Source organism: Pseudomonas subflava, from assembly GCF_023823685.1.
Classification (GTDB): domain Bacteria; phylum Pseudomonadota; class Gammaproteobacteria; order Pseudomonadales; family Pseudomonadaceae; genus Aquipseudomonas; species Aquipseudomonas subflava.
In genome coordinates this window covers 578863-604727 of record NZ_JAMXBF010000001.1, presented here as the reverse complement: position 1 = coordinate 604727, position 25865 = coordinate 578863, and the positions used below count along the sequence as shown (strand labels likewise).

24 protein-coding genes are annotated in these 25865 nt (G+C 65.1%); 5 read left to right on the top strand and 19 right to left on the bottom strand.

The features are described from left to right. Positions 1-108: 108 nt before the first annotated feature. The 8 genes from nqrM to NF616_RS02805 all read right to left on the bottom strand — a co-directional run bounded on the left by nqrM (position 109) and on the right by NF616_RS02805 (position 7326). Positions 109-342, bottom strand: coding sequence for a (Na+)-NQR maturation NqrM (nqrM, locus tag NF616_RS02840; protein ID WP_252271523.1), 234 nt, complete (start codon positions 340-342; stop codon positions 109-111). Continuing rightward, positions 339-1337 carry an FAD:protein FMN transferase gene (locus tag NF616_RS02835; RefSeq protein WP_252271522.1) on the bottom strand — a complete coding sequence of 333 codons (999 nt, stop codon included), beginning with the start codon at positions 1335-1337 and terminating at the stop codon, positions 339-341. The genes nqrM and NF616_RS02835 overlap by 4 nt, the downstream gene beginning before the upstream one ends. A gap of 4 nt (positions 1338-1341) precedes the next feature. After that, positions 1342-2565 (bottom strand): NADH:ubiquinone reductase (Na(+)-transporting) subunit F, encoded by a 1224-nt coding sequence (nqrF, locus tag NF616_RS02830; RefSeq protein ID WP_252271521.1) that lies wholly within the window; start codon positions 2563-2565, stop codon positions 1342-1344. A gap of 155 nt (positions 2566-2720) precedes the next feature. After that, complete coding sequence (gene nqrE, locus NF616_RS02825) at positions 2721-3329, bottom strand: NADH:ubiquinone reductase (Na(+)-transporting) subunit E (RefSeq protein WP_252271520.1); 609 nt, start codon at positions 3327-3329, stop codon at positions 2721-2723. Then, on the bottom strand, positions 3329-3997 hold the full coding sequence (locus NF616_RS02820) for an NADH:ubiquinone reductase (Na(+)-transporting) subunit D (RefSeq protein ID WP_252271519.1): 669 nt from the start codon (positions 3995-3997) through the stop codon (positions 3329-3331). The genes nqrE and NF616_RS02820 overlap by 1 nt, the downstream gene beginning before the upstream one ends. 1 nt (position 3998) lies before the next feature. Next, positions 3999-4784 (bottom strand): Na(+)-translocating NADH-quinone reductase subunit C, encoded by a 786-nt coding sequence (locus NF616_RS02815; protein WP_252271518.1) that lies wholly within the window; start codon positions 4782-4784, stop codon positions 3999-4001. Then, positions 4777-5985: an NADH:ubiquinone reductase (Na(+)-transporting) subunit B gene (locus NF616_RS02810; protein ID WP_252271517.1), complete on the bottom strand. Its 1209-nt coding sequence runs from the start codon at positions 5983-5985 to the stop codon at positions 4777-4779. The genes NF616_RS02815 and NF616_RS02810 overlap by 8 nt, the downstream gene beginning before the upstream one ends. Before the next feature lie 3 nt (positions 5986-5988). Then, positions 5989-7326: a Na(+)-translocating NADH-quinone reductase subunit A gene (locus NF616_RS02805; RefSeq protein ID WP_252271516.1), complete on the bottom strand. Its 1338-nt coding sequence runs from the start codon at positions 7324-7326 to the stop codon at positions 5989-5991. 246 nt (positions 7327-7572) lie between these two features. On the opposite strand from NF616_RS02805, the gene NF616_RS02800 reads away from it, so the two are divergent. Beyond that, positions 7573-8115: a chalcone isomerase family protein gene (locus NF616_RS02800; RefSeq protein ID WP_252271515.1), complete on the top strand. Its 543-nt coding sequence runs from the start codon at positions 7573-7575 to the stop codon at positions 8113-8115. Positions 8116-8162: 47 nt separating this feature from the next. Here NF616_RS02800 and NF616_RS02795 read toward each other — a convergent pair whose 3' ends face one another. Next, the gene (locus NF616_RS02795; RefSeq protein WP_252271514.1) at positions 8163-9629 is read right to left on the bottom strand and encodes a glyceraldehyde-3-phosphate dehydrogenase; all 1467 of its coding nucleotides are present in this window, start codon (positions 9627-9629) and stop codon (positions 8163-8165) included. Positions 9630-9762: 133 nt separating this feature from the next. Here NF616_RS02795 and mfd point away from each other — a divergent pair, with 133 nt between their 5' ends. Both mfd and NF616_RS02785 read left to right on the top strand, forming a co-directional pair. Beyond that, positions 9763-13203, top strand: a complete 3441-nt coding sequence (gene mfd, locus NF616_RS02790) for a transcription-repair coupling factor (RefSeq protein ID WP_252271513.1) — start codon at positions 9763-9765, stop codon at positions 13201-13203. A gap of 11 nt (positions 13204-13214) precedes the next feature. After that, positions 13215-13739 (top strand): CsiV family protein, encoded by a 525-nt coding sequence (locus NF616_RS02785; RefSeq protein WP_252271512.1) that lies wholly within the window; start codon positions 13215-13217, stop codon positions 13737-13739. A gap of 61 nt (positions 13740-13800) precedes the next feature. Here the strand turns inward: NF616_RS02785 and NF616_RS02780 are convergent, their stop codons facing one another. The 4 genes from NF616_RS02780 to NF616_RS02765 are packed head-to-tail and all read right to left on the bottom strand — an operon-like array spanning position 13801 to position 16845. Next, positions 13801-14538 carry an S-methyl-5'-thioinosine phosphorylase gene (locus NF616_RS02780; protein ID WP_252271511.1) on the bottom strand — a complete coding sequence of 246 codons (738 nt, stop codon included), beginning with the start codon at positions 14536-14538 and terminating at the stop codon, positions 13801-13803. A gap of 14 nt (positions 14539-14552) precedes the next feature. Then, a complete protein-coding gene (nagZ, locus tag NF616_RS02775) occupies positions 14553-15536 on the bottom strand; it encodes a beta-N-acetylhexosaminidase (RefSeq protein ID WP_252271602.1) in 984 nt (327 codons plus the stop codon). A 36-nt stretch (positions 15537-15572) separates the two neighbouring features. Beyond that, positions 15573-16097 (bottom strand): L,D-transpeptidase, encoded by a 525-nt coding sequence (locus tag NF616_RS02770; RefSeq protein ID WP_252271510.1) that lies wholly within the window; start codon positions 16095-16097, stop codon positions 15573-15575. A gap of 40 nt (positions 16098-16137) precedes the next feature. Next, on the bottom strand, positions 16138-16845 hold the full coding sequence (locus tag NF616_RS02765; protein ID WP_252271509.1) for a TetR/AcrR family transcriptional regulator: 708 nt from the start codon (positions 16843-16845) through the stop codon (positions 16138-16140). 241 nt (positions 16846-17086) lie between these two features. Here NF616_RS02765 and lexA point away from each other — a divergent pair, with 241 nt between their 5' ends. Beyond that, positions 17087-17698, top strand: a complete 612-nt coding sequence (gene lexA, locus NF616_RS02760) for a transcriptional repressor LexA (protein WP_252271508.1) — start codon at positions 17087-17089, stop codon at positions 17696-17698. Between the two features lie 16 nt (positions 17699-17714). Continuing rightward, the gene (gene sulA / locus NF616_RS02755; RefSeq protein ID WP_252271507.1) at positions 17715-18185 is read left to right on the top strand and encodes an SOS-induced cell division inhibitor SulA; all 471 of its coding nucleotides are present in this window, start codon (positions 17715-17717) and stop codon (positions 18183-18185) included. Positions 18186-18242: 57 nt separating this feature from the next. Here the strand turns inward: sulA and NF616_RS02750 are convergent, their stop codons facing one another. The 6 genes from NF616_RS02750 to fadB all read right to left on the bottom strand — a co-directional run bounded on the left by NF616_RS02750 (position 18243) and on the right by fadB (position 25608). Continuing rightward, positions 18243-18476 (bottom strand): hypothetical protein, encoded by a 234-nt coding sequence (locus tag NF616_RS02750; RefSeq protein WP_252271506.1) that lies wholly within the window; start codon positions 18474-18476, stop codon positions 18243-18245. A 69-nt stretch (positions 18477-18545) separates the two neighbouring features. After that, positions 18546-19064, bottom strand: coding sequence for a DUF6586 family protein (locus NF616_RS02745; protein ID WP_252271505.1), 519 nt, complete (start codon positions 19062-19064; stop codon positions 18546-18548). Between the two features lie 174 nt (positions 19065-19238). Then, positions 19239-21848, bottom strand: a complete 2610-nt coding sequence (gene topA, locus NF616_RS02740; protein ID WP_252271504.1) for a type I DNA topoisomerase — start codon at positions 21846-21848, stop codon at positions 19239-19241. A 91-nt stretch (positions 21849-21939) separates the two neighbouring features. Continuing rightward, positions 21940-22194: a DUF1653 domain-containing protein gene (locus NF616_RS02735; protein WP_252271503.1), complete on the bottom strand. Its 255-nt coding sequence runs from the start codon at positions 22192-22194 to the stop codon at positions 21940-21942. Between the two features lie 60 nt (positions 22195-22254). Next, positions 22255-23430: an acetyl-CoA C-acyltransferase FadA gene (gene fadA / locus NF616_RS02730; RefSeq protein ID WP_252271502.1), complete on the bottom strand. Its 1176-nt coding sequence runs from the start codon at positions 23428-23430 to the stop codon at positions 22255-22257. 30 nt (positions 23431-23460) lie between these two features. After that, positions 23461-25608, bottom strand: coding sequence for a fatty acid oxidation complex subunit alpha FadB (gene fadB / locus NF616_RS02725; RefSeq protein ID WP_252271501.1), 2148 nt, complete (start codon positions 25606-25608; stop codon positions 23461-23463). Positions 25609-25865: the final 257 nt, after the last annotated feature.

The following is a 25865-nucleotide window of genomic DNA, read 5'->3' as shown; positions in this document are numbered from 1 at the left end:
TCATCGCGCGCCGGGGCGCTCGCGTGGCGCCCGGCTCGAACGCGGCACCCCGTGGCCGCGGCTGTCGAATCGTCCTCACAGCTTAGCCGTGGGATTTTGCCCGGCACATTAGCGCTTGGTCGCGTCGTAGGCGAGCGCCGTGTCCACTACATGCTCATTCTTCTCGCGGTTGACCTCTTCGCACTTCTCGCGACTGCCGCCGCAGATCGAGCACTCCTTCTCGATGCCCAGGGCGGCGATGCCACCGCAGGAGCCGGCGATGGGCTTGCGCCCGAAGATCACACCGATGGCCATGCCCAGCACTACCAGGAGCATGAAACCGAATACCAGAACCCAGGTCATGGGCGTTCTCCTTCGCCGAAACGGCGTTCGAAGGCGGGCGTCGCGCGCGTGGCGAAGCCCCGGTCGGTGCGGGTGACGAAGAATGCGGCAATGGCCTCGCGCTCGGCGAAGGCGTAACCGTTTTCCGGTCCCAGCACCATCAATAGGGTAGACAGGCCATCGGCGCGCAGGGTCGATGAATCGACCACCGTGACCGAGGCGAGCCGGTGGGAAATGGGCGCGCCGCTGCGTGGGTCGAGGGTGTGCGAGTAACGCCGGCCGTCGCGTTCGAAGTAGTTGCGGTAGTCACCCGAGGTGGACACGCCGACGCCACTGAGCTCCAACACCTTCTGCGCGACCTGGCGGTCGTCGCGCGGCGCCTCGATGGCGATGCGCCAGGGGCTGCCGTCGGGCTTGCGCCCGGCCGCACGCAGTTCGCCGGTGACGTCCAGCAGGTAGCTGCTGACGCCGACTTCGGCCAGGCGCGCGGCGATGCGATCGACCGTATAGCCGGCCGCGACGCTGTTGAGGTCGACCTCGACGGCCGCATCCTTGCACAGCCGCGCGCCCTCGATGCGCAAGTGGCGGTGCCCCACGTTGCTCTGCACGGCGGCGATCTGTTCGGCGCTGGGCACCGTTTCGCCCCGCGACTGCGGGCCGAAGCCCCAGAGATCGAGCAGCGGTTCGAGGGTCAGGTCGAAGGCGCCGTCGCTCTTGCCCGACAGCGCTTCGCCGAAACGCACCAGCTCCAGCACCGAAGCGGGCATGGCGCGGCAGCTGCCGGCCGGCAGTCGATTGAATTGGGAAAGGTCGGAATCGGCACGCCAGGTGGACATCTGCGCATCCACCTCGGCGAGCAGGCCGTCGACCTCGGCCTTGAGCGCCTGCGGTGAAGGGGCCCCCTCGCCCGCCAGGTATTTCAGCGAGTAGTGGCTGCCCATGGTCGGGCCGCCGAACGCCTCGATCTTCTCGCCGCAGCCGGCCAGCAGCGCGCTGGCCAACAGCAGGCATGCCACAGGTCTAACCACCAAAATCGTCCAGCAGGATGTTCTCGCGCTCCACGCCGAGGTCCAGCAGCATCTTGATCACCGCGGCGTTCATCATGGGCGGACCGCACATGTAGAACTCGCAGTCCTCGGGGGCCGGATGGTCCTTGAGGTACTGCTCGAACAGCACGTTGTGGATGAAGCCCTTGAGGCCGGTCCAGTTATCTTCCGGCTGCGGGTCGGACAGCGCCAGGTGCCACTCGAAGTTGTCATTCTCCGCGGCCAGCTGGTCGTACTCCTCGGTGTAGAAGGCCTCGCGCAGCGAGCGCGCGCCGTACCAGAAGCTGATCTTGCGCTTGGAGCCCAGGCGCTTTAGCTGGTCGAAGATGTGCGAGCGCATCGGCGCCATACCGGCGCCGCCGCCGATGAAGATCATCTCCGCGTCGGTGTCCTTGGCGAAAAACTCGCCGAACGGGCCGTACACGGTGACCTTGTCGCCCGGCTTGAGGTTGAACACCCAGGACGACATCTGCCCCGGCGGCAGGTGATCCTTGCCCGGCGGCGGCGAGGCGATGCGGATGTTGAACTTGACGATGCCCTTCTCGTCCGGGTAGTTGGCCATGGAGTAGGCGCGGATCACTGTCTCGTCGACCTTGGACACGTACTTCCACTGGTTGAACTTGTCCCAGTCGCCGCGATATTCCGGCTGGATGTCGAAGTCCTTGTAGGCCACCTCGTGCGGCGGGCACTCCAGCTGCACGTAGCCGCCGGCGCGGAAGTCCACGCTCTCGCCTTCCGGCAGACGCAGGGTCAGCTCCTTGATGAAGGTGGCGACGTTGGGGTTGGACGCCACCGTGCATTCCCACTTCTTCACGCCGAAGACCGACTCTTCCACCTCGATGTGCATGTCCTGCTTGACCGGGGTCTGGCAGGACAGGCGCCAGCCTTCGCGGGCCTCGCGCTTGGTGAAGTGCGATTCCTCGGTCGGCAGCATCTCGCCGCCGCCGCTTTCCACCACGCACTTGCACTGGGCGCAGGTGCCGCCGCCGCCGCAGGCGGACGACAGGAACACGTTGTTCGCCGCCAGCGTCTGCAGCAGCTTGCCGCCGGCCGGCACGGTGAGGGTGCGCTCGCCATTGATGACGATGTTCACGTCGCCGCTGGACACCAGCTTGGCGCGGGCCGCGAGGATGACCACCACCAGTGCCAGCACGATGGCGGTGAACATGCCGATGGCTAATGCGATTTCAAAACCCATTCTTTAACCTCCCATTGAAACGCCGGAAAAACGTAGCGAGTGCAGCTCAGGCAAGGCGAAAACAGGCGAGGACGCGGAGTTTACGTGCGGGTAAATGAGCAGTCCGAGCCTGTTTTCAACACAGCCTGTGCAAGCGCAGTAGTTTTTCTGGTGTTTCACAGCTGAATGCCGCCGAACGACATAAAGCCGAGCGACATCAGACCGATGGTTATGAAGGTGATGCCCAGGCCCTGCAGGCCGTCCGGTACATCGCTGTACTTGAGCTTCTCGCGGATACCGGCGAGCAGCGCGATGGCCAGGGCCCAGGAGAAGCCGGAGCCGACGCCGTAGACCACGCTCTCGGTGACGTTGTAGTCGCGCTCGACCATGAACAGGGTGCCGCCCATGATGGCGCAGTTCACGGTGATCAGCGGCAGGAACACGCCGAGGGCGTTGTACAGGCTGGGCACGTACTTATCGAGCAGCATCTCGAGGATCTGCACGATGGCCGCGATCACCCCGATGTAGCTGAGCAGGCCGAGGAAGGACAGGTCCACCTCGGGCAGGCCGGCCCAGGCCAGCGCGCCGTCCTTGAGCAGGTAGGCGTAGATCAGGTTGTTGGCCGGCACGGTGATGGTCTGCACCACCACCACGGCGATGCCGAGGCCGATGGCGGTTTCCACCTTCTTGGAAATGGCGATGAAGGTACACATGCCGAGGAAGAAGGCCAGCGCCATGTTCTCGATGAACACGGCCTTGGCGAACAGGCTGAGGTAGTGCTCCATCAGTAGGCCTCCTTGTCAGAAACCTGGGGTGCCATGCGGAACGCCGGCGCCTCTTTCTGCTGGGGCTTCCAGCTGCGCAGCGCCCAGATGATCAGGCCGATCAGGAAGAACGCCGATGGCGGCAGCAGGAGCATGCCGTTGGGCTGGTACCAGCCGCCGTCGTTGACGGTCGGCAGGATGGTGTAGCCGAGCAGCTTGCCGGCGCCGAACAGCTCGCGCACCACGCCCAGGACGATCAGCATGGCGCTGTAGCCCAGGCCATTACCGATGCCGTCGAAGAACGACAGCATCGGCGGGTTCTGCATGGCGAAGGCCTCGGCCCGGCCCATGACGATGCAGTTGGTGATGATCAGCCCGACGAACACCGACAGCTGCTTGGACAGCGAATAGGCGTAGGCCTTGAGGATCTGGTCCACCACGATCACCAGCGACGCGATGATCACCATCTGCACGATCATGCGGATGCTGCTGGGGATCTGGCTACGGATCATCGAGATGAACAGGTTGGAGAAGCCGGTCACCAGGGTCAGGGCGATCGACATCACCAGCGCGGTCTTGAGGTTGGAGGTCACCGCCAGGGCCGAGCAGATGCCGAGGATCTGCAGGCCAATGGGGTTGTTGTGCACGATCGGATCGAGCAGCACGCTCTTGATGGTGGGTTGCGACATGCTATGCCTCCCCTTTCTTCAGATTGGCCAGCAGCGGGCCGAAGCCATTCTCGCCGAGCCAGAAATGCAGCAGGTTGTTGACGCCCTTGCTGGTCAGCGTGGCGCCCGCGAGGCCGTCCACCTGATGCTCGGCCTTGGGCGATTGCGGATCGACGCTGCCCTTGATGATTTCCACGGCCAGCTCGCCGTCTTCATCGAACAGGGTCTTGCCGGTCCACAGGCCCTTCCACTTCGGATTGTCCACCTCGCCGCCGAGACCGGGGGTCTCGCCATGCTGGTAGAAGCCGAAGCCGACCACGGTGTTGAGGTCGCCCTTCACCGCGATGAAGCCGTGCAGGGTGGACCACAGGCCGTAACCGCGCACCGGCAGGATCAGGGTCTGCAGCTCGCCATCGTTCTCCACCATGTACACGGTGGAGTGATGCTCGCGGCGCTTGATCGAGGCGATGTCCTCGGAAGCCGGCAGTGCCTGCGAGGTCTGCGGGTCCTTGGCGGCCTTGAGCGGGTCGAAGGTGGTGGCGTCATGTGCGTCGCTGAAGGTGCCCTGCTCCAGGTCCACCACGCGGGCCTGGATGCGTTCGGCGAACAGCGCCTGCACTTCCTTGCCGGACATGCCGGGCTGGCCCAGGCCGGCGATGGCCAGGATGCTGCGCTGCTTGTCCAGCAGGCGGTTCTCCGCCTGGGTCGGCTTGAGTGCCACGGCCGCGCCGGCGACGAACACCGAGCAGACCAGGCACACCAGCACCGCCACGGTCAGGGTACGGACGGTCGATTCCTTGTTAGCCACGGGCGAGCCTCCGCTTGATGTTGGCCTGCACCACGAAGTGGTCGATCAGCGGTGCGCAGAGGTTGGCGAACAGGATCGCCAGCATCATGCCTTCCGGGAAGGCCGGGTTGACCACGCGGATCAGCACCACCATGACGCCGATCAGCGCGCCGAAGATCCACTTGCCGGTATTGGTCATGGACGCCGACACGGGGTCGGTGGCCATGAAGATCATGCCGAAGGCGAAGCCGCCCACCACCAGATGCCAGTGCCAAGGCATGGCGAACATCGGATTGCCGGCCGAGCCAATGGCGTTGAACAGGTAGCTCATGCCGATCATGCCCAGCATCACCCCGGCGACGATGCGCCAGGAGGCGATCTTGGTCAGCAGCAGGAAGGCGCCGCCGATGAAGATGGCCAGCGTGCTGGTCTCGCCCATGGAGCCCTGCTCCAGGCCGACGAAGGCGTCCCACCAGCTCAGGCCGTTGGCGGCGAGCTGGTCCATGCCGCTGGCGGCGGCCACGGACAGCGCGGTGGCGCCGGCGTAGCCGTCCACCGCGGTCCACACCATGTCGCCGGACATCTGCGCCGGGTAGGCGAAGAACAGGAAGGCACGACCGACCAGCGCCGGGTTGAGGAAGTTCTTGCCGGTACCGCCGAACACTTCCTTGCCGATCACCACGCCGAAGCTGATGCCCAGCGCCACCTGCCACAGCGGGATGGTCGGCGGCAGAGTCAGGGCGAACAGCACGGAAGTGACGAAGAAGCCTTCGTTGACCTCGTGCTTGCGGATGGCGGCGAACAGCACTTCCCAGAAGCCACCGACGATGAAGGTGGTCAGGTACACCGGCAGGAAGTAGGCGGCGCCCTGGACGAAGTTGTCCCACAGGCTGTTCGGGTCGAACCCGGCCAGCGCGCCGATCAGGCCGAAACGCCAGCCGTCCTGGGCCGCCAGCAGCTCGGCGTCGCCGGCGAACAGGGTGTTGGCCTGGTAGCCGATGTTCCACATGCCGAACAGCATGGCCGGGAAGGTGCACAGCCAGACGGTGATCATCATGCGCTTCAGGTCGATGCCGTCGCGCACGTGGGCGGTGCTCTTGGTCACGCTGCCGGGGCGGTATAAAAACGTATCCACCGCCTCGTACAGGGCATACCACTTCTCGTGCTTGCCGCCCTTCTCGAAGTTGTGCTCGATCTTGTCGAGGAATTTGCGTAGGGGCACGGATCAGCCCTCCTTCTCGATGCGAGCCAGGTTGTCCCGCAGGATCGGGCCGTACTCGTACTTGCCGGCGCACACGTAGGTGCACAGGGCCAGGTCTTCTTCGTCCAGCTCCAGGCAGCCGAGCTTCTGCGCCATCTCGGTGTCGCCGACGATCAGGTAGCGCAGCAGCTGGGTGGCGAGGATATCCAGCGGCATCACCGTCTCGTAGTTGCCGACCGGCACCATGGCGCGCGGGCTGCCGTTGGTGCTGGTGTCCATCGCCAGTTTTTTGCCGCCGAGCAGCTTGGAGACGAAGATGTTCAGCACCGAATGCTTGTTCACCCCGGCGCGCAGGTAATGCAGCAGCTCGCGCTCGTCGCCCTCATGCAGGCAGGAAACCTGCACGTGGTAGCGACCGAGGAAGGCGAAGGCCCCGCGCGAGGTGCGACCGCCCAGCACCGAACCGGAAATCACCCGGTTGCTGCCCGGCTGCAATTCACCGGCGGTGAGCTCTTCCAGGCTGGCGCCCAGGCGGGTGCGCAGCAGGCGAGGGTTCTCGACCACCGGACCGGCCAGCGCCACGACGCGCTCGACGTCCAGCCGGCCGGTGGTGAACAGGTGGCCGATGGCGATGACGTCCTGGTAGCCGATCTGCCAGACGCTCTTGCCCGCGCCCACCGGATCGAGGAAATGAATATGGGTCCCCGGCAGACCGGCCGGGTGCGGCCCTGCGAACTCGCTGGCCTGCACGCCGGTCTGGCTCTCGCCCGGCAGCGTCACGCCAGCGGCCTTGCACAGCTGCACCCTGGCCAGGCGGGCCAGCACGGCCAGGCCGTTGGTGAAGTCGGTGGGGCGCTCACCGATCACCAGCGCCGGATCGGCGGCCAGCGGATGGGTGTCGATGGCGGTGACGAAGATCGAACTGGGCACGGCGTCGACCGCCGGCACCTTGCTGTACGGGCGGGTGCGCAGAGCGGCCCACAGCCCAGAGCGTTGCAGGTTATCGCGCACCTCCTGGCCGTCGAGACTCGTCAGTCGTGCGACCTCATAGCGCGCGAACTCGATGGCCTCGTCGCCCTCGAGGTCGATCACCACCGACTGCAGCACCCGCTGCTCGCCCCGATGGATGGCGGCGACCACGCCGGCGCCGGGCGCGGTGAACTGCACGCCCGGGTTCTTCTTGTCGGAGAACAGCACCTGACCGAGAGCGACCCGGTCACCGACCTGTACCGTCATGGTCGGCTTCATGCCATGGTAATCGCAGCCCAGCACGGCAACGCTGCGTACGGCACGCGCCGCATCGATACGCTGCTGGGGCGCACCTGAAATGGGCAGATCAAGCCCTTGTTTGATCTTTATCATGAATGCTTCCAGAGCTGGAAATCAGTGTGCAGCAAGGATGAAACCACCACGACGAACCCGGCCCGCAAGCCGCAGCCGGAACCGAAGCGGCGCGAAAAGATCAGGAATTATAAGGAGATATGCTCTACATGCCCACCCATGGGTGCCGTTTCAGACTCGCGAGTCGCAACGCACGGCGGCCCCAGGCGGTCTTGACGGCGCGGTCAGGGTGGTTGGAGCGCAGAGAAACAAACAATGGAGAACGTCATGTTGCGTAGTCTCGCCGCCCTGCTGCTGACCCTCGCCCTCCCCGTCCTGGCCGACGAGCGGTTGAGCCAGGCCGACTTCCCGACCAGCCATCAGCAACTGGAGCGCAAGAACCAGGCGGTCCTCACCTACCTCTGGGCGGACGTCTATGCCGCCGCCTATTACACGGCGCCGGGCATCGAGCCGCTGCAGGCCTATCGCCGCGAGGCAGATCAGCGCCTGGAGCTCTACTACTACCGCAGCATCGACCGCAGCGACGTGATCGAGGCCGCATGGACCACGCTGGAGCGCCAGCTCGACGGCGCCGCGCTGGCCGCACTACGCCCCGACCTGGACGCCCTGCACGCCACCTTTCGCGACATCCGCGCCGGCGATCGCTACGCGCTGAACTACGCCGCACGCACCGGGCTGAGCCTGGAGCGCAACGGCGAGACCCTGTTTCGCAGCGACGATCCCGCACTGGCGCGGGCCTATCTGGGTATCTGGCTGGCACCCGGCGGGCTGTCGGATGCGCTTCGCGAAAAGCTGCTGGCGCAGCGCTGAAAAGCAAAACGGGAGCCGAAGCTCCCGTTTTGTTTCACACCCGACGCTTAGCGCGGGAAGGCCGGCGGGTTGACCCCAGCCATGTCTTCCATCACGCGGACCACCTGGCAGCTGTAGCCGAACTCGTTGTCGTACCACACGTACAGCACGACGCGGTTGTCGTTGGAGATGGTGGCTTCGGCATCGACCACACCGGCATGGCGCGAGCCGACGAAGTCGGTGGACACCACTTCCTGCGAGTTGACGAAGTCGATCTGCTTCTGCAGGTCCGAGTGCATGGCCATCTGGCGCAGGTACTCGTTGATCTCTTCGCGGGTGGTGGCCTTCTCCAGGTTCAGGTTGAGGATGGCCATGGAGACGTTCGGCGTCGGTACGCGGATGGCGTTGCCGGTCAGCTTGCCCTTCAGCACCGGCAGGGCCTTGGCGGCGGCGGTGGCGGCACCGGTCTCGGTGATCACCATGTTCAGCGCGGCGCTGCGGCCACGACGGCTGCCCTTGTGGAAGTTGTCGATCAGGTTCTGGTCGTTGGTGTACGAGTGAACGGTCTCGACGTGGCCGTTGACGATGCCGTACTGGTCATTCACGGCCTTCAGCACCGGCACGATGGCGTTGGTGGTGCAGGAAGCGGCGGAGATGATCTTGTCGTCGGCGGTGATCTCGCCATGGTTGATGCCATGCACGATGTTCTTCAGCGCGCCCTTGCCCGGCGCGGTCAGAACGACACGATCGACACCCGGGCACTTCAGGTGCTGGCCCAGGCCTTCGGCGTCGCGCCATTTGCCGGTGTTGTCGACCAGCAGGGCGTTCTTGATGCCGTACTGGGTGTAGTCGATCGACGCCGGGTCGTTGGAGTAGATCACCTGGATCATGTTGCCGTTGGCGATCAGGACGTTGTTGGCTTCGTCGATGGTGATGGTGCCGTCGAACTTGCCGTGTACGGAGTCGCGGCGCAGCAGGCTGGCACGCTTGACCAGGTCGTTCTCGGCGCCCTTGCGCACGACGATGGCACGCAGACGCAGGCCGTCGCCACCACCGGTCTTCTCGATCAGGATGCGGGCCAGCAGGCGGCCGATGCGACCGAAGCCGTACAGAACCACGTCGGTGCCTTCGCGGGCAGCGCCGTTCTGCTTGCCGACCACGTCGGCCAGCTCGTCCTTGATGAACTGCTCGATGCTGCGGCCGTTGGCGTCGGTCTTGAACTTGGCGACCATCTTGCCCAGGTCCACGGAGGCGGCGCCCAGCTTGAGCTCGCTCATGGTCTTGAGGATGGGGAAGGTGTCATGCACGGAAAGCTCGGTCTCGCCTTCCAGACGGTGGCGGGCGAAGCGGTGAGCCTTGAGGATGTCGATTACCGAGCGGTTGATCAGGCCACGGCCGTAGATCGAGGTCACGACGTTGTTGTTGCGGTAGAGCTGACCGATCAGCGGAATCATCGCTTCCGCGAGGGCTTCACGGTCAATCCACTCACCGAGACACTGGTCGGGCTTCTGGGTCACGAGCAATACCTTCCACATGTAGGGGCTGAAAAAAGGGGCTACATTATGACGGCGCCCGTTGCGCTGAGCAATGCGCGCCCGTCGACACTGACAGCTGCGAGCATGGATAGTTACAATCGCCTCTTCCTTTCGCCTGGGGCCGTGACCACCCGTGTCCGTACTGCAACTGCCGAAACTGCCGGGCGCCGCCGGTAAACAGCACTGGGGCAACCTGCCCGGTGCCGCGCTGAGCCTGGCCATCGCCGAAGCCGCCAGCGCCGCCAAGCGCTTCACCCTGCTGCTGACCGCCGACAGCCAGAGCGCCGAGCGCCTGCAGGAAGAGCTGGCATTCTTCGCGCCGGACCTGCCGGTGCTGCACTTCCCGGACTGGGAAACCCTGCCCTACGACGTGTTTTCGCCGCACCAGGACATCATTTCCCAGCGTATCGCCACCCTCTACCGCCTGCCGGAGATCAAGCACGGCGTGCTGGTGGTACCGATCGCCACCGCCCTGCATCGCCTGGCGCCGACACGCTTCCTGCTCGGCTCCGGCCTGCTGCTGGACGTTGGCCAGAAGCTCGACGTGGAAGAGATGCGCGCCCGCCTGGAGGCCGCCGGCTACCGCTGCGTGGACACCGTGTACGAGCACGGCGAGTTCGCCGTGCGCGGCGCGCTGATCGACCTGTTTCCCATGGGCAGCGACACGCCGTTTCGCATCGATCTGTTCGATGACGAGATCGAGACCCTGCGCACCTTCGACCCGGAGACCCAGCGCTCGGTGGACAAGGTGGAATCGATCCGCCTGCTACCGGCCCGCGAGTTCCCGCTGGAGAAGAAGGCCGTCACCGATTTCCGCGGGCGCTTCCGCGAGCGCTTCGACGTCGACTTCCGCCGCTGCCCGATCTACCAGGATCTGGCCTCCGGCATCACCCCGGCCGGCATCGAGTACTATCTGCCGCTGTTCTTCGAGGAAACCGGCACGCTGTTCGACTACCTGCCGGGCGACACCCAGGTGTTCTCCCTGCCGGGCATCGAGCAGGCCGCCGAGCAGTTCTGGAGCGACGCGCGCAACCGCTACGAAGACCGCCGCGTCGACCCAGAGCGCCCGCTGCTGCCGCCGGCCGACATCTTCCTGCCGGTGGAGGACTGCTTCGCCCGCCTGAAGAACTGGCCGCGCGTGGTGGTCAGCCAGGAGGACGTGGAAGTCGGCCTCGGCCGCGAGCGCTTCGACGCCCGCCCGCTGCCGGACCTCGCCATCCAGGCCAAGGCTAGCGAGCCGCTGGCCGCGCTGCGCCGCTTCATCGAGGAATACCCGGGGCGCGTGCTGTTCAGCGCCGAGTCCGCCGGCCGCCGCGAGGTGCTGCTGGAGCTGCTGGCGCGGCTCAAGCTCAAGCCGGTCGAGCTGGCCGGCTGGAAGGAATTCGCCGACAGCCGCGAACGCCTGGCCATCTGCATCGCCCCGCTGGACGAGGGCCTGCTGCTCGACGACCTGGCCTTGGTGGCCGAGAGCCCGCTGTTCGGTCAGCGCGTGATGCAGCGCCGCCGCCGCGAGAAATCCCGCGACGGTGGCGACAACGTGATCAAGAACCTCACCGAGCTGCGCGAAGGCGCGCCGGTGGTGCATATCGACCACGGCGTCGGCCGCTACCTGGGCCTGGTGACCATGGAGTTCGACGGCCAGGCCGCCGAGTTCCTCGCGCTGATGTACGCCGAGGAAGCCAAGCTCTACGTGCCGGTGGCCAGCCTGCACCTGATCGCCCGCTACACCGGCAGCGACGACGCCCTGGCCCCGCTGCACCGTTTGGGCTCCGAGACCTGGCAGAAGGCCAAGCGCAAGGCCGCCGAGCAGGTGCGCGACGTGGCCGCCGAGCTGCTCGACATCTACGCCCGCCGCGCCGCCCGCGAGGGCTACGCGTTCAAGGACCCGGCCGCCGACTACGCCACCTTCAGCGCCGGCTTCCCCTTCGAGGAGACGCCGGACCAGCAGAACGCCATCGACGCGGTACGCGAGGACATGCTGGCCGGCAAGCCGATGGACCGCCTGGTGTGTGGCGACGTCGGCTTCGGCAAGACCGAGGTGGCCATGCGCGCCGCCTTCATCGCTGTCCATAGCGGAAGACAGGTGGCAGTACTGGTGCCCACCACCCTGCTGGCCCAGCAGCACTACAACAGCTTCCGCGACCGCTTCGCCGACTGGCCGGTGAGCGTGGAGGTGATGAGCCGCTTCAAGACCGCCAAGGAAGTCAACGAGGCGGTGGCCAAGCTGGCCGAGGGCAAGATCGACATCGTCATCGGCACCCACAAACTGCTGCAGGACGACGTGCGCTTCAGCAACCTGGGCCTGGTGATCATCGATGAGGAACACCGCTTCGGTGTGCGCCAGAAGGAGCAGCTCAAGGCCCTGCGCAGCGAGGTGGACATTCTCACCCTCACCGCCACGCCGATCCCGCGCACGCTGAACATGGCGGTGTCGGGCATGCGCGACCTGTCGATCATCGCCACCCCGCCGGCCCGCCGCCTGTCGGTACGCACCTTCGTCATGGAGCAGCACGACTCGGTGATCAAGGAAGCGCTGCTGCGCGAACTGCTGCGCGGCGGCCAGGTGTACTACCTGCACAACGACGTGAAGACCATCGAGAAGTGCGCCGCCGACCTGTCCGCCCTGGTTCCGGAGGCGCGCATCGGCATCGGCCACGGGCAGATGCACGAGCGCGACCTGGAACGGGTGATGAGCGACTTCTACCACAAGCGCTTCAACGTGCTGGTGGCCTCGACCATCATCGAGACCGGCATCGACGTGCCGAGCGCCAACACCATCCTCATCGAGCGCGCCGACAAGTTCGGCCTGGCCCAGCTGCACCAGTTGCGTGGCCGCGTCGGCCGCAGCCACCACCAGGCCTACGCCTACCTGCTCACCCCGCCGCGCAAGGGCATGACCGAGGATGCGCAAAAGCGCCTGGAGGCCATCGCCAACGCCCAGGACCTGGGCGCCGGCTTCGTCCTGGCGACTCACGACCTGGAAATCCGCGGCGCTGGCGAATTGCTCGGCGACGGCCAGAGCGGACAGATCCAGGCGGTCGGCTTCACCCTCTACATGGAGATGCTCGAGCGCGCGGTGAAGGCCATCCGCAAGGGCGAGCAGCCCAATCTGGAGCAGCCGCTGGGCGGCGGTCCGGAAGTCAACCTGCGGGTGCCGGCACTGATCCCCGACGACTACCTGCCGGACGTGCACAGCCGCCTGATTCTCTACAAGCGCATCGCCTCGGCCGCCGATGAGGACGGCCTGAAGGAGCTGCAGGTGGAGATGATCGACCGCTTCGGCCTGTTGGCGGAGCCGACCAAGAACCTGATGCGCCTGACCCTGCTCAAGCTGCAGGCGGAGAAGCTCGGCATCAAGAAGATCGACGCCGGCCCCCAGGGCGGACGCATCGAGTTCGCCGCCGACACCTGCGTCGACCCGCTGGTGCTGATCAAGCTGATCCAGAGCGCGCCCGCCCGCTACAAGTTCGAGGGCGCTACGCTGTTCAAGATCCAGGTGCCGATGGAGCGCCCGGAAGAACGTTTCAACACCCTGGAGGCGCTACTGGAGCGCCTCGCCCCGCAATCCGCCTAAAGGACTGACCCATGCGCGTGCTTCGCCCCCTTTTTCTGCTGCTCTGCCTGCTGGCTCCGCAGGCCTTCGCCGACGGCCTGTTCCAGGTCGAAGTGATCGTCTTCCGTCAGGGCGGCGAGGCGCTGTCGAGCAGCCAGCCGGCGCCGGACGACTGGGCCGTGGGCGCCTCGCCCATCGCCGGCAACGAACGCGGCACCGCACTGAACGACGAGGCCGCCAAGCTCAACCCGGGCAACGGCTATGAGGTGCTGCTGCACAAGGCCTGGGCGCAGAACCTCGCCGCCGTACCGAGCGAGGCCGCGCTAAGCACCGGCAACGAGCAGTTCGGCCACTTCCCGGTGGAAGGTGTCGTGTCGCTGAGCGAGCAACAGCGCCTGATCGATATGGAGGCGGACTTCTGGATCAACCGCTTCGACAATGACGGCCTGCTCAGCGGCAGCGAGCGCGTGCGGCAGAAGACCCGTCTGAAGCTCGGCGAGCTGACCTACCTGGACAACGGCAGCCTCGGCCTGCTGGTGAAAGTCACCCAGCCCTGATTGTCAGCGCAGCCATGAAAAAGCCCCGCGATGCGGGGCTTTTTTGTTTCTGGCCTCAGGCTCAGTCGCTCAGCACCCGCCCCAGCACCGCGCGCACCTTGTCGATACCGCGGGCCAGTTCCGCCTCGATCTCGGCCATGGTGATGATGCCACTGGACTTGCCCGCCGCCGGATTCACCACCAGTGCCAGGCAGGCGTAGGCCAGCTCCAGCTCGCGGGCCAGGGCGGCTTCGGGCATGCCGGTCATGCCGACGATGTCGCAGCCATCGCGCTCCATGCGGGCGATCTCGGCCACCGTCTCCAGGCGCGGCCCCTGGGTGGCGCCGTACACGCCGTGGCTGCTGTGTGGGTAGCCGAGCGCCTGCAGCGCGGCGATCAGCCTGCCGCGCAGTTCCTCGTCATAGGGATAGCTGAAGTCGATATGGGTGACGTGATCGATCTCGCCCTCGAAGAAGGTATGCGCCCTGCCCCAGGTGTAGTCGATCACCTGGTGCGCTACGCACAGGTGGCCGCTGCCCATGGCCGCGTGAATGCCGCCCACTGCGTTGACCGCGATGATCGCCTCGGCGCCGGCCTGCTTCAGCGCCCACAGGTTGGCGCGGTAGTTCACCTGGTGCGGCGGGATGCGATGCGGATGTCCGTGGCGAGCCAGGAACAGCACCTCGTGGCCGGCGTACTCGCCGCTCAGTACCGGCGCCGAGGGCGCGCCGAAGGGCGTATCGATGTTCTGCGCCTGCTTGAGGGTCAGGCCTTCCAGCTGAGTGAGGCCGGTGCCGCCGATGATGGCGTAGGTGGTCATGCGTTGTTCCTTAATCAATCGATCAGCTGCGCCGCGCGCAAGGCCGCGACGGCCTGCAGCCAGCGCGGCTGCTCGCGATAGTCGGTACGGGCGAAACCGCGGCCGCTCATGCGTGCCAAGCCCTTGGGCGGCTGTACCTTGAGGCGCTGCAGGGCGCCGAGGGCTAGTTCGGCGGAGGCGCGGTCGTTGCACACCAGGCCCATGTCGCAGCCGGCGCTCAGCGCCGCCTCGATGCGGCTGGCGGCATCGCCGACCACGTGGGCGCCGGCCATGGACAGGTCGTCGCTGAAGATTACCCCCTGGAAACCCAGCTCGCCGCGCAGAATTTCCTGCAGCCAGTGCCGCGAGAAGCCGGCCGGGCCGGCGTCCACCTGCGGGTAGATGACGTGGGCCGGCATCACCGCCGCAAGCTGTTGGCTCAGGCGCTGGAACGGGATCAGATCTCTGGCACGGATCTCGTCGAGGCTGCGCTCGTCCACCGGGATGGCTACATGCGAGTCGGCCTCGGCCCAGCCGTGGCCGGGGAAGTGCTTGCCGGTGGCTGCCATGCCGGCCGCGTCCATGCCGCGGATGAAGGCGCCGGCCAGGCGCGTGGCCAGCTCGGCGTCGCCCTCGAAGCTGCGGCTGCCGACCACGGCGCTACGCTGATGATCCAGGTCCAGCACCGGCGCAAAACTGAGGTCCAGGCCCACGGCCAGCACCTCGGTGGCCATCAACCAGCCGCAGTGCTCGGCCAGTTGCTCGGCGTTATCGTTATCGGCCAGTGCGCGCATCGCCGGTAGGCGCACGAAGCCATTGCGCAGGCGCTGCACGCGGCCGCCCTCCTGATCTACCGCCAGCAGCAGGTCCGGGCGTACGGCGCGGATGGACGCGCAGAGCTCGCGCACCTGGCGCGGATCTTCGATGTTGCGGGCGAACAGGATCAGCCCGCCCACCTCGGGCTGGCGCAGGATTCGGCGGTCTTCGGCGGTCAGCCAGGTGCCCTGGATGTCCAGCATCAGGGAGCCATAGGGAGGTGTAGTCACGAAGAGTCCTTAACAGAGTTCGGCGGTCGCCCATTCGGGGCACGGCGCCTCGTCGATCATTACCGCGCAGTGCGGCGGTACACGGGGAAAGAGATCCAGCAGGTTGGCGTTGCGCAGACGCACACATCCGTGGGACAGCGGCACGCCCATGGGCTGGGTGTCCGGCGTGCCGTGCAGGTAGATATAGCGGCGGAAGGTATCGACCTTACCCAGGCGATTGATGCCGGGCTCGCAGCCGCTCAGCCAGAGGATGCGGGTGAGAATCCAGTCGCGGCCGGGGAACTGTGCGTCCAGCGCCTCGGACCAGACCTCGCCGGTCCAGCGCCGCCCACGCAATACCGCGCCGAGCGGTAGCCCCTCGCCAATCTTCGCGCGCACCTGATGACGCCCACGCGGCGTGCAGTTGGAGCCGCTTTTCTCGCCGGCGCCATTCAGTGCGGTGGAAACCGGCAGGCGCACGACCAGCTGCCCGTCGGCGAAGCCGTACAGGCGCTGATCAGCGATGGAGATATGCAGGAGATCGAGCGAGCGCATGGGCCGCTAGCTTAGCCCATCGGCCTGCCCGGGCACAGCGTCAGACGGCCTTGGCGGCTGCCTGAGCCTTCGTCCGCGGCTTGAACTGAGCGGTGGCCAGCGCCTCGTCGCTCACCCCGCTCTCGGCACGCATGCCGGCAGCGAGGAACGGCACCATCAGGCGCATGACCTGCTCGATCGAGGTGTCCACGCCGAAGTCGTTCTCGGCGATGGCGCGCAGCGCCTTGATACCGGACATGCTGAACGCCGCGGCGCCAAGCATGAAGTGCACGCGCCAGAAGATCTCCAGCGGCGGTAGCCTGGGCGCCACTTCGTTGAGCAACAGCATGTAGCGGCGGAAGACCTTGCCGTACATCTCTTCCAGATATTTGCGCAGGTGGCCCTGACTCTGGCTGAAGGCCAAGCCGAGCAGACGCATGAAGATAGACAGGTCGTTGCCACTGCGCGGCTTCACCGCGAGCGCCTGTTCCACCAGCATCTCCAGCAGCTCTTCCAGACTGGGTTTGGCGTCCGGCTTGGCCTGACGACGATCCAACTCCCGCTCGAGACTGATACAGAACGGCCCGAGGAAGCGCGAGAACACCGCCTGGATGAGAGCCTTCTTGGAGCCAAAGTGATAATTGACGGCCGCCAGGTTGACCCCTGCCTTGCTGGTGATCAGCCGCAGAGAGGTCTCGGCGAAACCCTTCTCTGCGAACAGCTGCTCGGCAGCATCCAAAATGCGCTCAACGGTTTCTGATTGAGCCATGACACCCCCACCTGACAAACACTTGTTTGAAACATACGTTTCAGGCTATCGCCCTGTCAAGCCTGACGGGGCCTTTCATGGCTGACCGGTCACGCATTTAACCACAGGTAACCCAGGCGCAAACCCTACCGGCTCGGGCAGGCGGAGGAATGACCGTTTTGCCCTGCGCCGGAATAAGTATTGCCAGCATCGAATCACTGTATATAATCCCAGCAACTGTATAAACAGACAGACCACCAGCATGCTCAAACTGACGCCGCGACAATCCGAAATCCTCGCCTTCATCAAGCGCTGCCTGGAAGACAACGGTTACCCGCCGACCCGGGCCGAGATCGCCCAGGAGCTGGGCTTCAAGTCGCCCAACGCCGCCGAGGAACACCTCAAGGCGCTGGCCCGCAAGGGCGCGATCGAAATGACGCCTGGCGCTTCCCGCGGCATCCGCATTCCCGGCTTCGACCCCGTCGCCGCCGAGGAGGAAGGTCTGCCGGTGATCGGCCGAGTCGCCGCCGGCGCCCCGATTCTCGCCCAGCAGAACGTGGAAGACTCCTGCAAGATCAACCCGGAGTTTTTCCACCCCAAGGCCGACTACCTGCTGCGCGTGCGCGGCATGAGCATGAAGGACATCGGCATCCTCGACGGCGATCTGCTGGCCGTGCACACCACCCGCGAGGCCCGCAATGGCCAGATCGTTGTCGCACGCATCGACGACGAAGTCACCGTCAAGCGCTTCCAGCGCAGCGGCAACAAGGTTCAGCTGATCGCCGAAAACCCGGAGTTCGCCCCCATCGAGATCGATCTTGAAGAACAGGACCTGGTGATCGAAGGCCTGAGTGTCGGCGTAATCCGCCGCTGAAACCGAGGAGAGACTCATGCAGTTCCCGCAGTCGCTGACCCGCTCGCAACTTCCGCTATTCGAAGCCTTTCTCGGCAACAGCCTGGCACCGCTGCTCGACGAGGCGGTAGAGAATCCATGGATCAACGAGCCCGAGCCCTTCAGCGAATTGCGCCTCTCCGGGCCACTCGGCAACTGCCGTCACCTGCTCGGCCCGGTACTGCGTGAACTCAGCCTGAATAAGGACGCCCGCTGGCTGACGCTGATCGCTCCGCCCGCCTCTATCACCAATGCCTGGCTGCGCGGCGCGGGACTCGATTTGGATCGCTTGCTGGTATTGCAACCGCGCGCCGGACAAGACGCTGTGGAACTGGCCCGTGAAGCGCTGCGACTGGGTCGCAGCCATACCGTGGTCAGCTGGATCGACTTGGCGCCCTCGCAGCGGACAAGTCTGATCAGCGCCGCGCGCATGGGCAGCGCGCAGAGTCTGAATATTCGACTGGATTAAGCGTTACGAAGTCCGGCAGCTGCGCTCCGGGATTCGCCTCTTGCAGGCGCCTGTCGATCAATGCAGCACGCGAGGCTGCTCGTCCTGCTCGATTTCGCCTTCGGCCAGGCGGCCCGCCATCTGCACACCGACATTCAGCATGGCCTTGGCCACCTCGACGTGATGCCCCTGCAAGAAGGCCTTGGCGTCGGCCGAGAAGTCCAGCGTTACCAACACCTCTTCGTCCTCGGCGCGGCGCAGAATGATGCGGCCATCGGGCAGTTCGACGATTTCGAGGAAGGAAGTGGACATACGGGCAGGTCTCCTGGCGGGCTGCCAGTGTAACAGTCCCACTGCCATCACCCTAGTCCGGAAGCGGGATCAGCACTCGCTGAGCGACTCGCGGTAGCGCAGCACCAGCTGCTTGAGCTGCTGGCGCCAGCTCTCCAGCTCGCCGTGGCCGAGCGGAACCGGCTCTTCGCCGACGCTCACGGCGGTGATCAGCGGCAACGCCGGATCGACCTTGGCCGTCTTCGGCGCCTGCGGCGGCTGGAACAGCGCCGAATAGGCGTCCAGCAGACGAGCCAGCCAGCTCTCCGGCTGCTGGGCGATCTCCATCAGCTCGGCCAGCTCCGGCGTCGGCGAGGTCTGCAGTACCGCCTGATTGAGCAGCAAGTCGAGGCGCGGCGCGCCGGCCTCGGCCAGCTTGTAATAGCCGGCCACCTCATGACACAGCCCCAGCACCGCGCCATAGAGATGGAACAGCACCGCCTCACGCTCGGCCTGGACCAGTGCCTGGGCGTTCATCGCCTCGCCAGCCTCGGCCTTGCGCAGGCTCTCCAGCGCCAGGCCGGCGAAGAAAAGCTTCTGATTGGTGCGGGTATAGAGCTCGTGGGCCATGGACCGTGCCTCGTTAGCCGCCTTGCGCGGATCGTTCGATAGCGTCTCGCCCCACCATGCAAGGCACGGGACGCTTGGAGTCGGTTTGCCGCGCCTCGGCGATTATCAAACAGGCTCGGAGTTCGCCTCCTCGCCTGCTCTCACAATTCACCTGGCGCGTGAGCCTTCAGGCGCTTAGCGCTTGTCTTCCACCTTCCACTTGCCGCCGTCGAAGAAGGCGCGCCAGCCGGTGGGCTTGCCGTCCACCTCGCTCTGCACATACTGCTCCTTGGTCTTGCGGCTGTAGCGGATCACCGCCGGGCGGCCTTCCGGGTCCTTCTTCGGCGCTTCCAGCAGGAAGTGGTACTTCGGGTCGATCTCGTCCTTGTGCGGGATCAGTTCCAGCACCAGCGGCGCGCGAGTCTCGCGGTTCTTGGGGAAGCCACTGGCGGCGAGGAACAGGCCCGAGGCGCCGTCACGCAGCACGTAGGTATCGTCGACCTTCTCGCACTTGAGCTCCGGCATCGGCACCGCGTCCATCTTGGGTGGCGCCGCCTCACCGCTCTTCAGCAGCTTGCGGGTGTTCTTGCAGCTCGGATTGGTGCAACCGAAGAACTTGCCGAAGCGACCGGTCTTCAGCTGCATCTCGCTGCCGCACTTGTCGCATTCCAGGCTCGGGCCTTCGTAACCCTTGATGCGGTACTGGCCCTGCTCGATCTCGTAGCCAGCGCAATCCGGGTTGTTGCCGCAGATGTGCAGCTTGCGGGTCTCGTCCAGCAGGTAGGCATCCATCGCCGTGGCGCAGATCGGGCAACGATGCTTGCCCATCAGCACGCGGGATTCGGACTCGCCTTCGTCGTCCGCGGCAATCTCGTCACCGGGGATCAGGTTGATGGTGGCCTTGCAGCGCTCCTTCGGCGGCAACGCGTAGCCCGAACAGCCGAGGAACACGCCGGTGGAGGCGGTACGGATCATCATCGGCCGGCCGCACTCGCGGCAGGGAATGTCGGTCAGGGTCGGCTGGTTGGCTCGCATGCCCTTGTCCGCCACCTCCGCCACTTCCAGCTTCTTCTTGAAGTCACCGTAGAACTCGTCCAGCAGGTTCTTCCAATCTCGCTCGCCCTGGGCGACGTCGTCCAGATTCTCCTCCATGCCGGCGGTAAAACCGTAGTCCATCAGGTTGGCGAAGCTTTCGTTGAGGCGCTCGGTGACGATGTCGCCCATCTTCTCGGCATAGAAGCGGCGGTTATGCACGGTGACGTAACCGCGCTCCTGAATGGTCGAGATGATCGCCGCGTAGGTGGACGGGCGGCCGATGCCGCGCTTCTCCAGTTCCTTGACCAGGCTGGCTTCGGAGAAGCGCGCCGGTGGCTTGGTGAAGTGCTGACTCGGGTCGAGCTGCAGAAGCTTCATCGCCTCGCCTTCCTTCATCTCGGGCAGCACATCGTCCTCGCCCGGCTTGTTCTGCTGGGGCAGCACGCGGGTGTAACCGTCGAACTTGAGGATGCGGCCCTTGGCACGCAGCTCGAAGCTGCCGGCCGTCACGCTGACGCTGGTGGACAGGTACTCGGCCGGCGGCATCTGGCAGGCCACGAACTGGCGCCAGATCAGCTCGTACAGGCGCTCGGCGTCGCGCTCCATGCCCGACAGCTGGGTCGGGCGCAGGTTGACGTCGGACGGGCGAATCGCCTCGTGCGCTTCCTGGGCGCCCTCCTTGCTCGAATAGAGATTCGGCTTGGCCGGCAGGTACTTCTTGCCGAACTCGCCGTCGATGAAACCGCGCACCATGTCGATGGCGTCGGCCGACAGATTGGTCGAGTCGGTACGCATATAGGTGATGTAGCCGGCCTCGTAGAGACGCTGAGCCATCATCATGGTCTTCTTCACACCGAAGCCGAGGCGGTTGCTCGCCGCCTGCTGCAGGGTCGAAGTGATGAACGGGGCGGACGGCTTGCTCGAGGTCGGCTTGTCCTCGCGCTTGGTCACGCTGTAGCTGGAGGCCTTGAGCTTCTCCAGCGCCGCCATGGCCTGGGCCTCATTGAGCGGCTTGAAGGCCTCGCCGTTCTCGCGGGCGACCTCGAAGCGCACCGTGTCGCCCTTGCCGGTACCCAGATCGGCGTGCACTTCCCAGTATTCTTCCGGGACGAAGGCGCGGATTTCCTTCTCGCGCTCCACCACCAGCTTCACCGCGACCGACTGTACACGGCCGGCGGACAGGCCGCGGGCGATCTTGGCCCACAGCAGCGGCGAGACCATATAGCCCACCACGCGGTCGAGGAAGCGCCGCGCCTGCTGGGCATTGACACGGTTGATGTCCAGCTCGCCGGGCTGGGAGAAGGCCTCCTGGATGGCCTTCTTGGTGATCTCGTTGAACACCACGCGCTTGTAGCGGCTGTCGTCGCCGCCGATGGCCTCGCGCAGGTGCCAGGCGATGGCCTCCCCTTCGCGGTCCAAGTCGGTTGCGAGATAGATGGTGTCGGCATCCTTGGCCAGGCGGCGCAGTTCCTCGATCACCTTCTCCTTGCCGGGGAGGATCTCGTACTTGGCCTTCCAGCCGTGCTCGGGGTCGACCCCCATGCGGGTGAACAGCTGACGCTTGGCCTTTTCCTTGGGCGACAGCGCCGGCGCCTCGGCGGCAGCGGCCTTGCCGCGCTTGGCCGGCTCCTTGCTGGCGCTGGCGGAACCGCTGGTGGGCAGGTCACGAATGTGGCCGATGCTCGACTTCACCACGTACTGGTTGCCCAGGTACTTGTTGATGGTCTTGGCCTTGGCCGGGGATTCCACGATGACCAGCGATTTGCCCATGGATTGGAGAATTCCTGAAAACTAGAAAAGAGAGAATAAGCGGCGGGAGCCTATCAAGGCACCGCTATATATAGTGGCCGTCGAGCTCAGGTCAAGCGCGAGCCCCTGCGGCGTCCTGTCCGATCAGCGCCGATTCGGCCTCGATCAGGGCGAATCGCGGAACCGTCTCGCCGTCCACCTCGACCGTGCCGCAGAACATCTCCAGCGGCCGCACCCACAGGCCGTAATCCCCGTACAGCGCCTGGTAGACCACCAGCCACTCCTCGGTTTCCGAGTGCCTCGCAGCGCCGAATACGCGGTACTGCGGCCCCTTGTAGTGACGGTAGAGCCCGGGTTGCAGTTGCATGCTGATCTCCTAAAAACAAAAACCGGGGCACCTGGCCCCGGTCTTCGCATCTCCGAACGCTTAGACGCGTTCGAAGATGGTGGTGATGCCCTGGCCGAGGCCCACGCACATGGTGGACACGCCCAGAGTACCGCCGTTCTGCTTCATCACGTTCAGCAGGGTACCGGAGATACGCGCACCGGAGCAGCCGAACGGGTGACCCAGGGCGATGGCGCCGCCGTGCAGGTTGACCTTCTGCTCCATCTTGTCGAGGAGTTTCAGGTCCTTCAGCACTGGCAGAGCCTGAGCGGCGAAGGCTTCGTTGAGCTCGACGAAGTCGATGTCGTCCATGCTCAGGCCGGCACGCTTGAGCGCCTTCTGAGTGGACGGCACCGGGCCGTAGCCCATGATCGCCGGATCGACACCGGCCACGGCCATGGCGCGAACCACGGCCATCGGCTGGATGCCCAGGTCCTGGGCGCGCTGGGCGCTCATGACGATCATGCAGGAGGCGCCGTCGGTGATCTGCGAGGAAGTACCCGCGGTCACAGTGCCGCCTTTCGGGTTGAACGCCGGCTTCAGGGCGGCCAGGCTCTCGACGGTGGTCTCCGGGCGAATGGTTTCGTCGAAGTCGAACACCTTCAGGAAGCCGTTCTCGTCGTAGCCCTGCATCGGGATGATTTCATCCTTGAACTTGCCTTCGACGGTGGCCTTGTGGGCCAGACGGTGGGAACGCTCACCGAACTGGTCCTGAGCTTCACGGCTGATGCCGTGCATCTTGCCCAGCATCTCGGCGGTCAGACCCATCATGCCCGACGCCTTGGCGGCGTACAGGGACATGTGCGGGTTCGGATCGACGCCGTGCATCATGCCGACGTGGCCCATGTGCTCCACACCGCCGACAACGAATACGTCGCCGTTGCCAGTCTGGATGGCCTGCACGGCGGTGTGCAGGGCGCTCATGGACGAACCGCACAGGCGGCTGACGGTCTGGCCGGCACTGGTGTGCGGGATCTGGGTCATCAGCGACGCCATGCGCGCGATGTTCCAGCCCTGCTCCAGGGTCTGGTTGACGCAGCCCCAGATCACGTCTTCCACTTCGGCCGGATCGACCTTGGTGTTGCGCTCCAGGACCTTGCTGATCAGATGGGCCGACATGTCTTCGGCACGGGTGTTGCGGTGCATGCCACCCTTGGAACGACCCATCGGGGTGCGGCCGAAGTCGACAATGACCGCGTCTCTCGGATTCAGGCTCATATTTCTACTCTCGCTCTGTTCGCTGCGCGATTAACCGAAGAACTTCTGGCCCTTGGCGGCCATTTCACGAAGCTTGGCGGTCGGGTGGTACAGGGCGCCCAGGTCGGCATACTTGTCGGCCAGGGCGACGAACTCGGCTACACCGATGGAATCGATGTAACGCAGAGCACCACCGCGGAAGGGAGGGAAGCCGATACCGTAGATCAGGCCCATATCGGCCTCGGCTGCGGTCTCGACGATGCCGTCTTCCAGGCAACGAACGGTTTCCAGGCACAGCGGGATCATCATGAAGTTGATGATGTCCTCGTCGGTCAGCTCGCGCTGCTCCTTGATGATCGGCTTGAGGATCTCGTACGCCTGCGGGTCCTGAACTTTCTTCGGCTTGCCGCGCTTGTCCATTTCGTAGGCGTAGAAGCCCTTGCCGTTCTTCTGGCCCAGGCGATTGGCGTCGTACATCACGTCGACGGCGGTCTTGCCTTCCACGGCCATACGGTCCGGGAAGCCTTCGGCCATCACGTCACGGCCGTGGTGGCCGGTGTCGATGCCGACCACGTCGGACAGATAGGCCGGGCCCATGGGCCAGCCGAACTTCTCCATGACCTTGTCGATGCGCACGAAGTCGACACCGAATTCCAGCAGCTTGGCGAAGCCGCCGAAGTACGGGAACAGCACGCGGTTAACCAGGAAGCCGGGGCAGTCGTTGACCACGATCGGGTTCTTGCCCATCTTCTTGGCGTAGGCCACGGTGGTGGCCACGGCCACTTCGCTGGACTTCTCGCCGCGGATCACCTCAACCAGCGGCATCATGTGCACCGGGTTGAAGAAGTGCATGCCGACGAAGTTTTCCGGACGCTTCAGGGCCTGGGCCAGGAAGCTGATGGAAATGGTCGAGGTGTTGGAGGCGATGATCGCATCGTCCTTCACCTGGCCTTCCACCTCGGCCAGCACGGCGTGCTTGACCTTCGGGTTCTCGACTACGGCCTCGACCACGATGTCGAGTTCCTTGAAGTCGCCATAGGACATGGTCGGACGGATCGCATTGAGCGCCTCGGCCATCTTGGCCGGGGTCATGCGGCCCTTCTCGACGCGCTTGCCGAGCAGCTTGGAGGCCTCGTCCAAGCCCATCTGGATACCCTCTTCGCGGATATCCTTCATCAGGATCGGGGTGCCCTTAGAGGCGGACTGGTAGGCGATGCCGCCACCCATGATGCCGGCGCCGAGCACGGCGGCCAGTTTCACGTCACGCGCGATTTCGTCGTGCTTCTTGGCCTTCTTCTTCAGCTCCTGATCGTTCAGGAACAGGCCGACCAGGCTCTCGGCGACCGAGGTCTTGGCCAGTTTGACGAAGCCGGCGGCCTCGACTTCCAGAGCCTTGTCGCGACCGAAGTTGGCGGCCTTCTGGATGGTCTTGATGGCTTCGACCGGGGCCGGGTAGTTCGGGCCGGCCTGACCGGCGACGAAGCCCTTGGCGGTCTCGAAGGCCATCATCTGCTCGATGGCGTTGAGCTTCAGCTTCTCCAGCTTCGGCTGACGCTTGGCCTTGTAGTCCAGCTCGCCGGAGATGGCGCGCTTGATCAGGTCCAGGGCGGCGTCCTTGAGCTTGGCAGGCGCAACGACGGCGTCGACGGCACCCACCTTCAGGGCGTCGGCGGCCTTGCTTTCCTTACCGGAAGCGATCCACTCGATGGCGTTGTCGGTACCGATCACGCGCGGCAGGCGCACGGTGCCGCCGAAGCCCGGGTAGATGCCCAGTTTGACTTCCGGCAGGCCGATCTTGGCGGTCTCGGAAGCGACGCGGTAGTCGCCGGCCAGGCACATCTCGAAACCGCCACCCAGGGCGATGCCATTGATGGCGACGACGGTCGGAACGGCCAGGTCTTCGAAATCGCTGAAGATCTTGTTGGCTTCGAGGTTGCCGGCAACCAGCTCTTCGTCGGGCAGCTTGAAATTCTCGACGAATTCGGTGATGTCGGCGCCGACGATGAACACGTCTTTGCCGCTGGTGACGATTACGCCCTTGATCGAACCGTCGGCCTTGATGGCGTCGACCGACTGGCGCAGCTCGCTCAGGGTCAGACGGTTGAACTTGTTAACGGACTCACCCTTGAGGTCGAAATTCAATTCGACGATGCCGCCCTCAAGAGCCTTAACCGTGATGGCTTTACCTTCGTAAATCATCAACTGATCTCCACGGTATGGAAGCTGAACTGTACACATCGGAGCCAACCGGCCGGGGCCGCTCTAGGCATGGCCGTCGAGCATAGTCCCAATCGATCCGACACACCCGCCGACGCGATAATCGGGCTGTAAAGGCGCTGCCTAGGCAGAAACGCTCGATTCATACGCCCGTTTGATTTGGGTGGGCGTACATTCAGTGAAAACCCGGCAATTGTCAATTGCCCGTCGCAGGCGCCTGGAATGAGCGCGGCGTCACG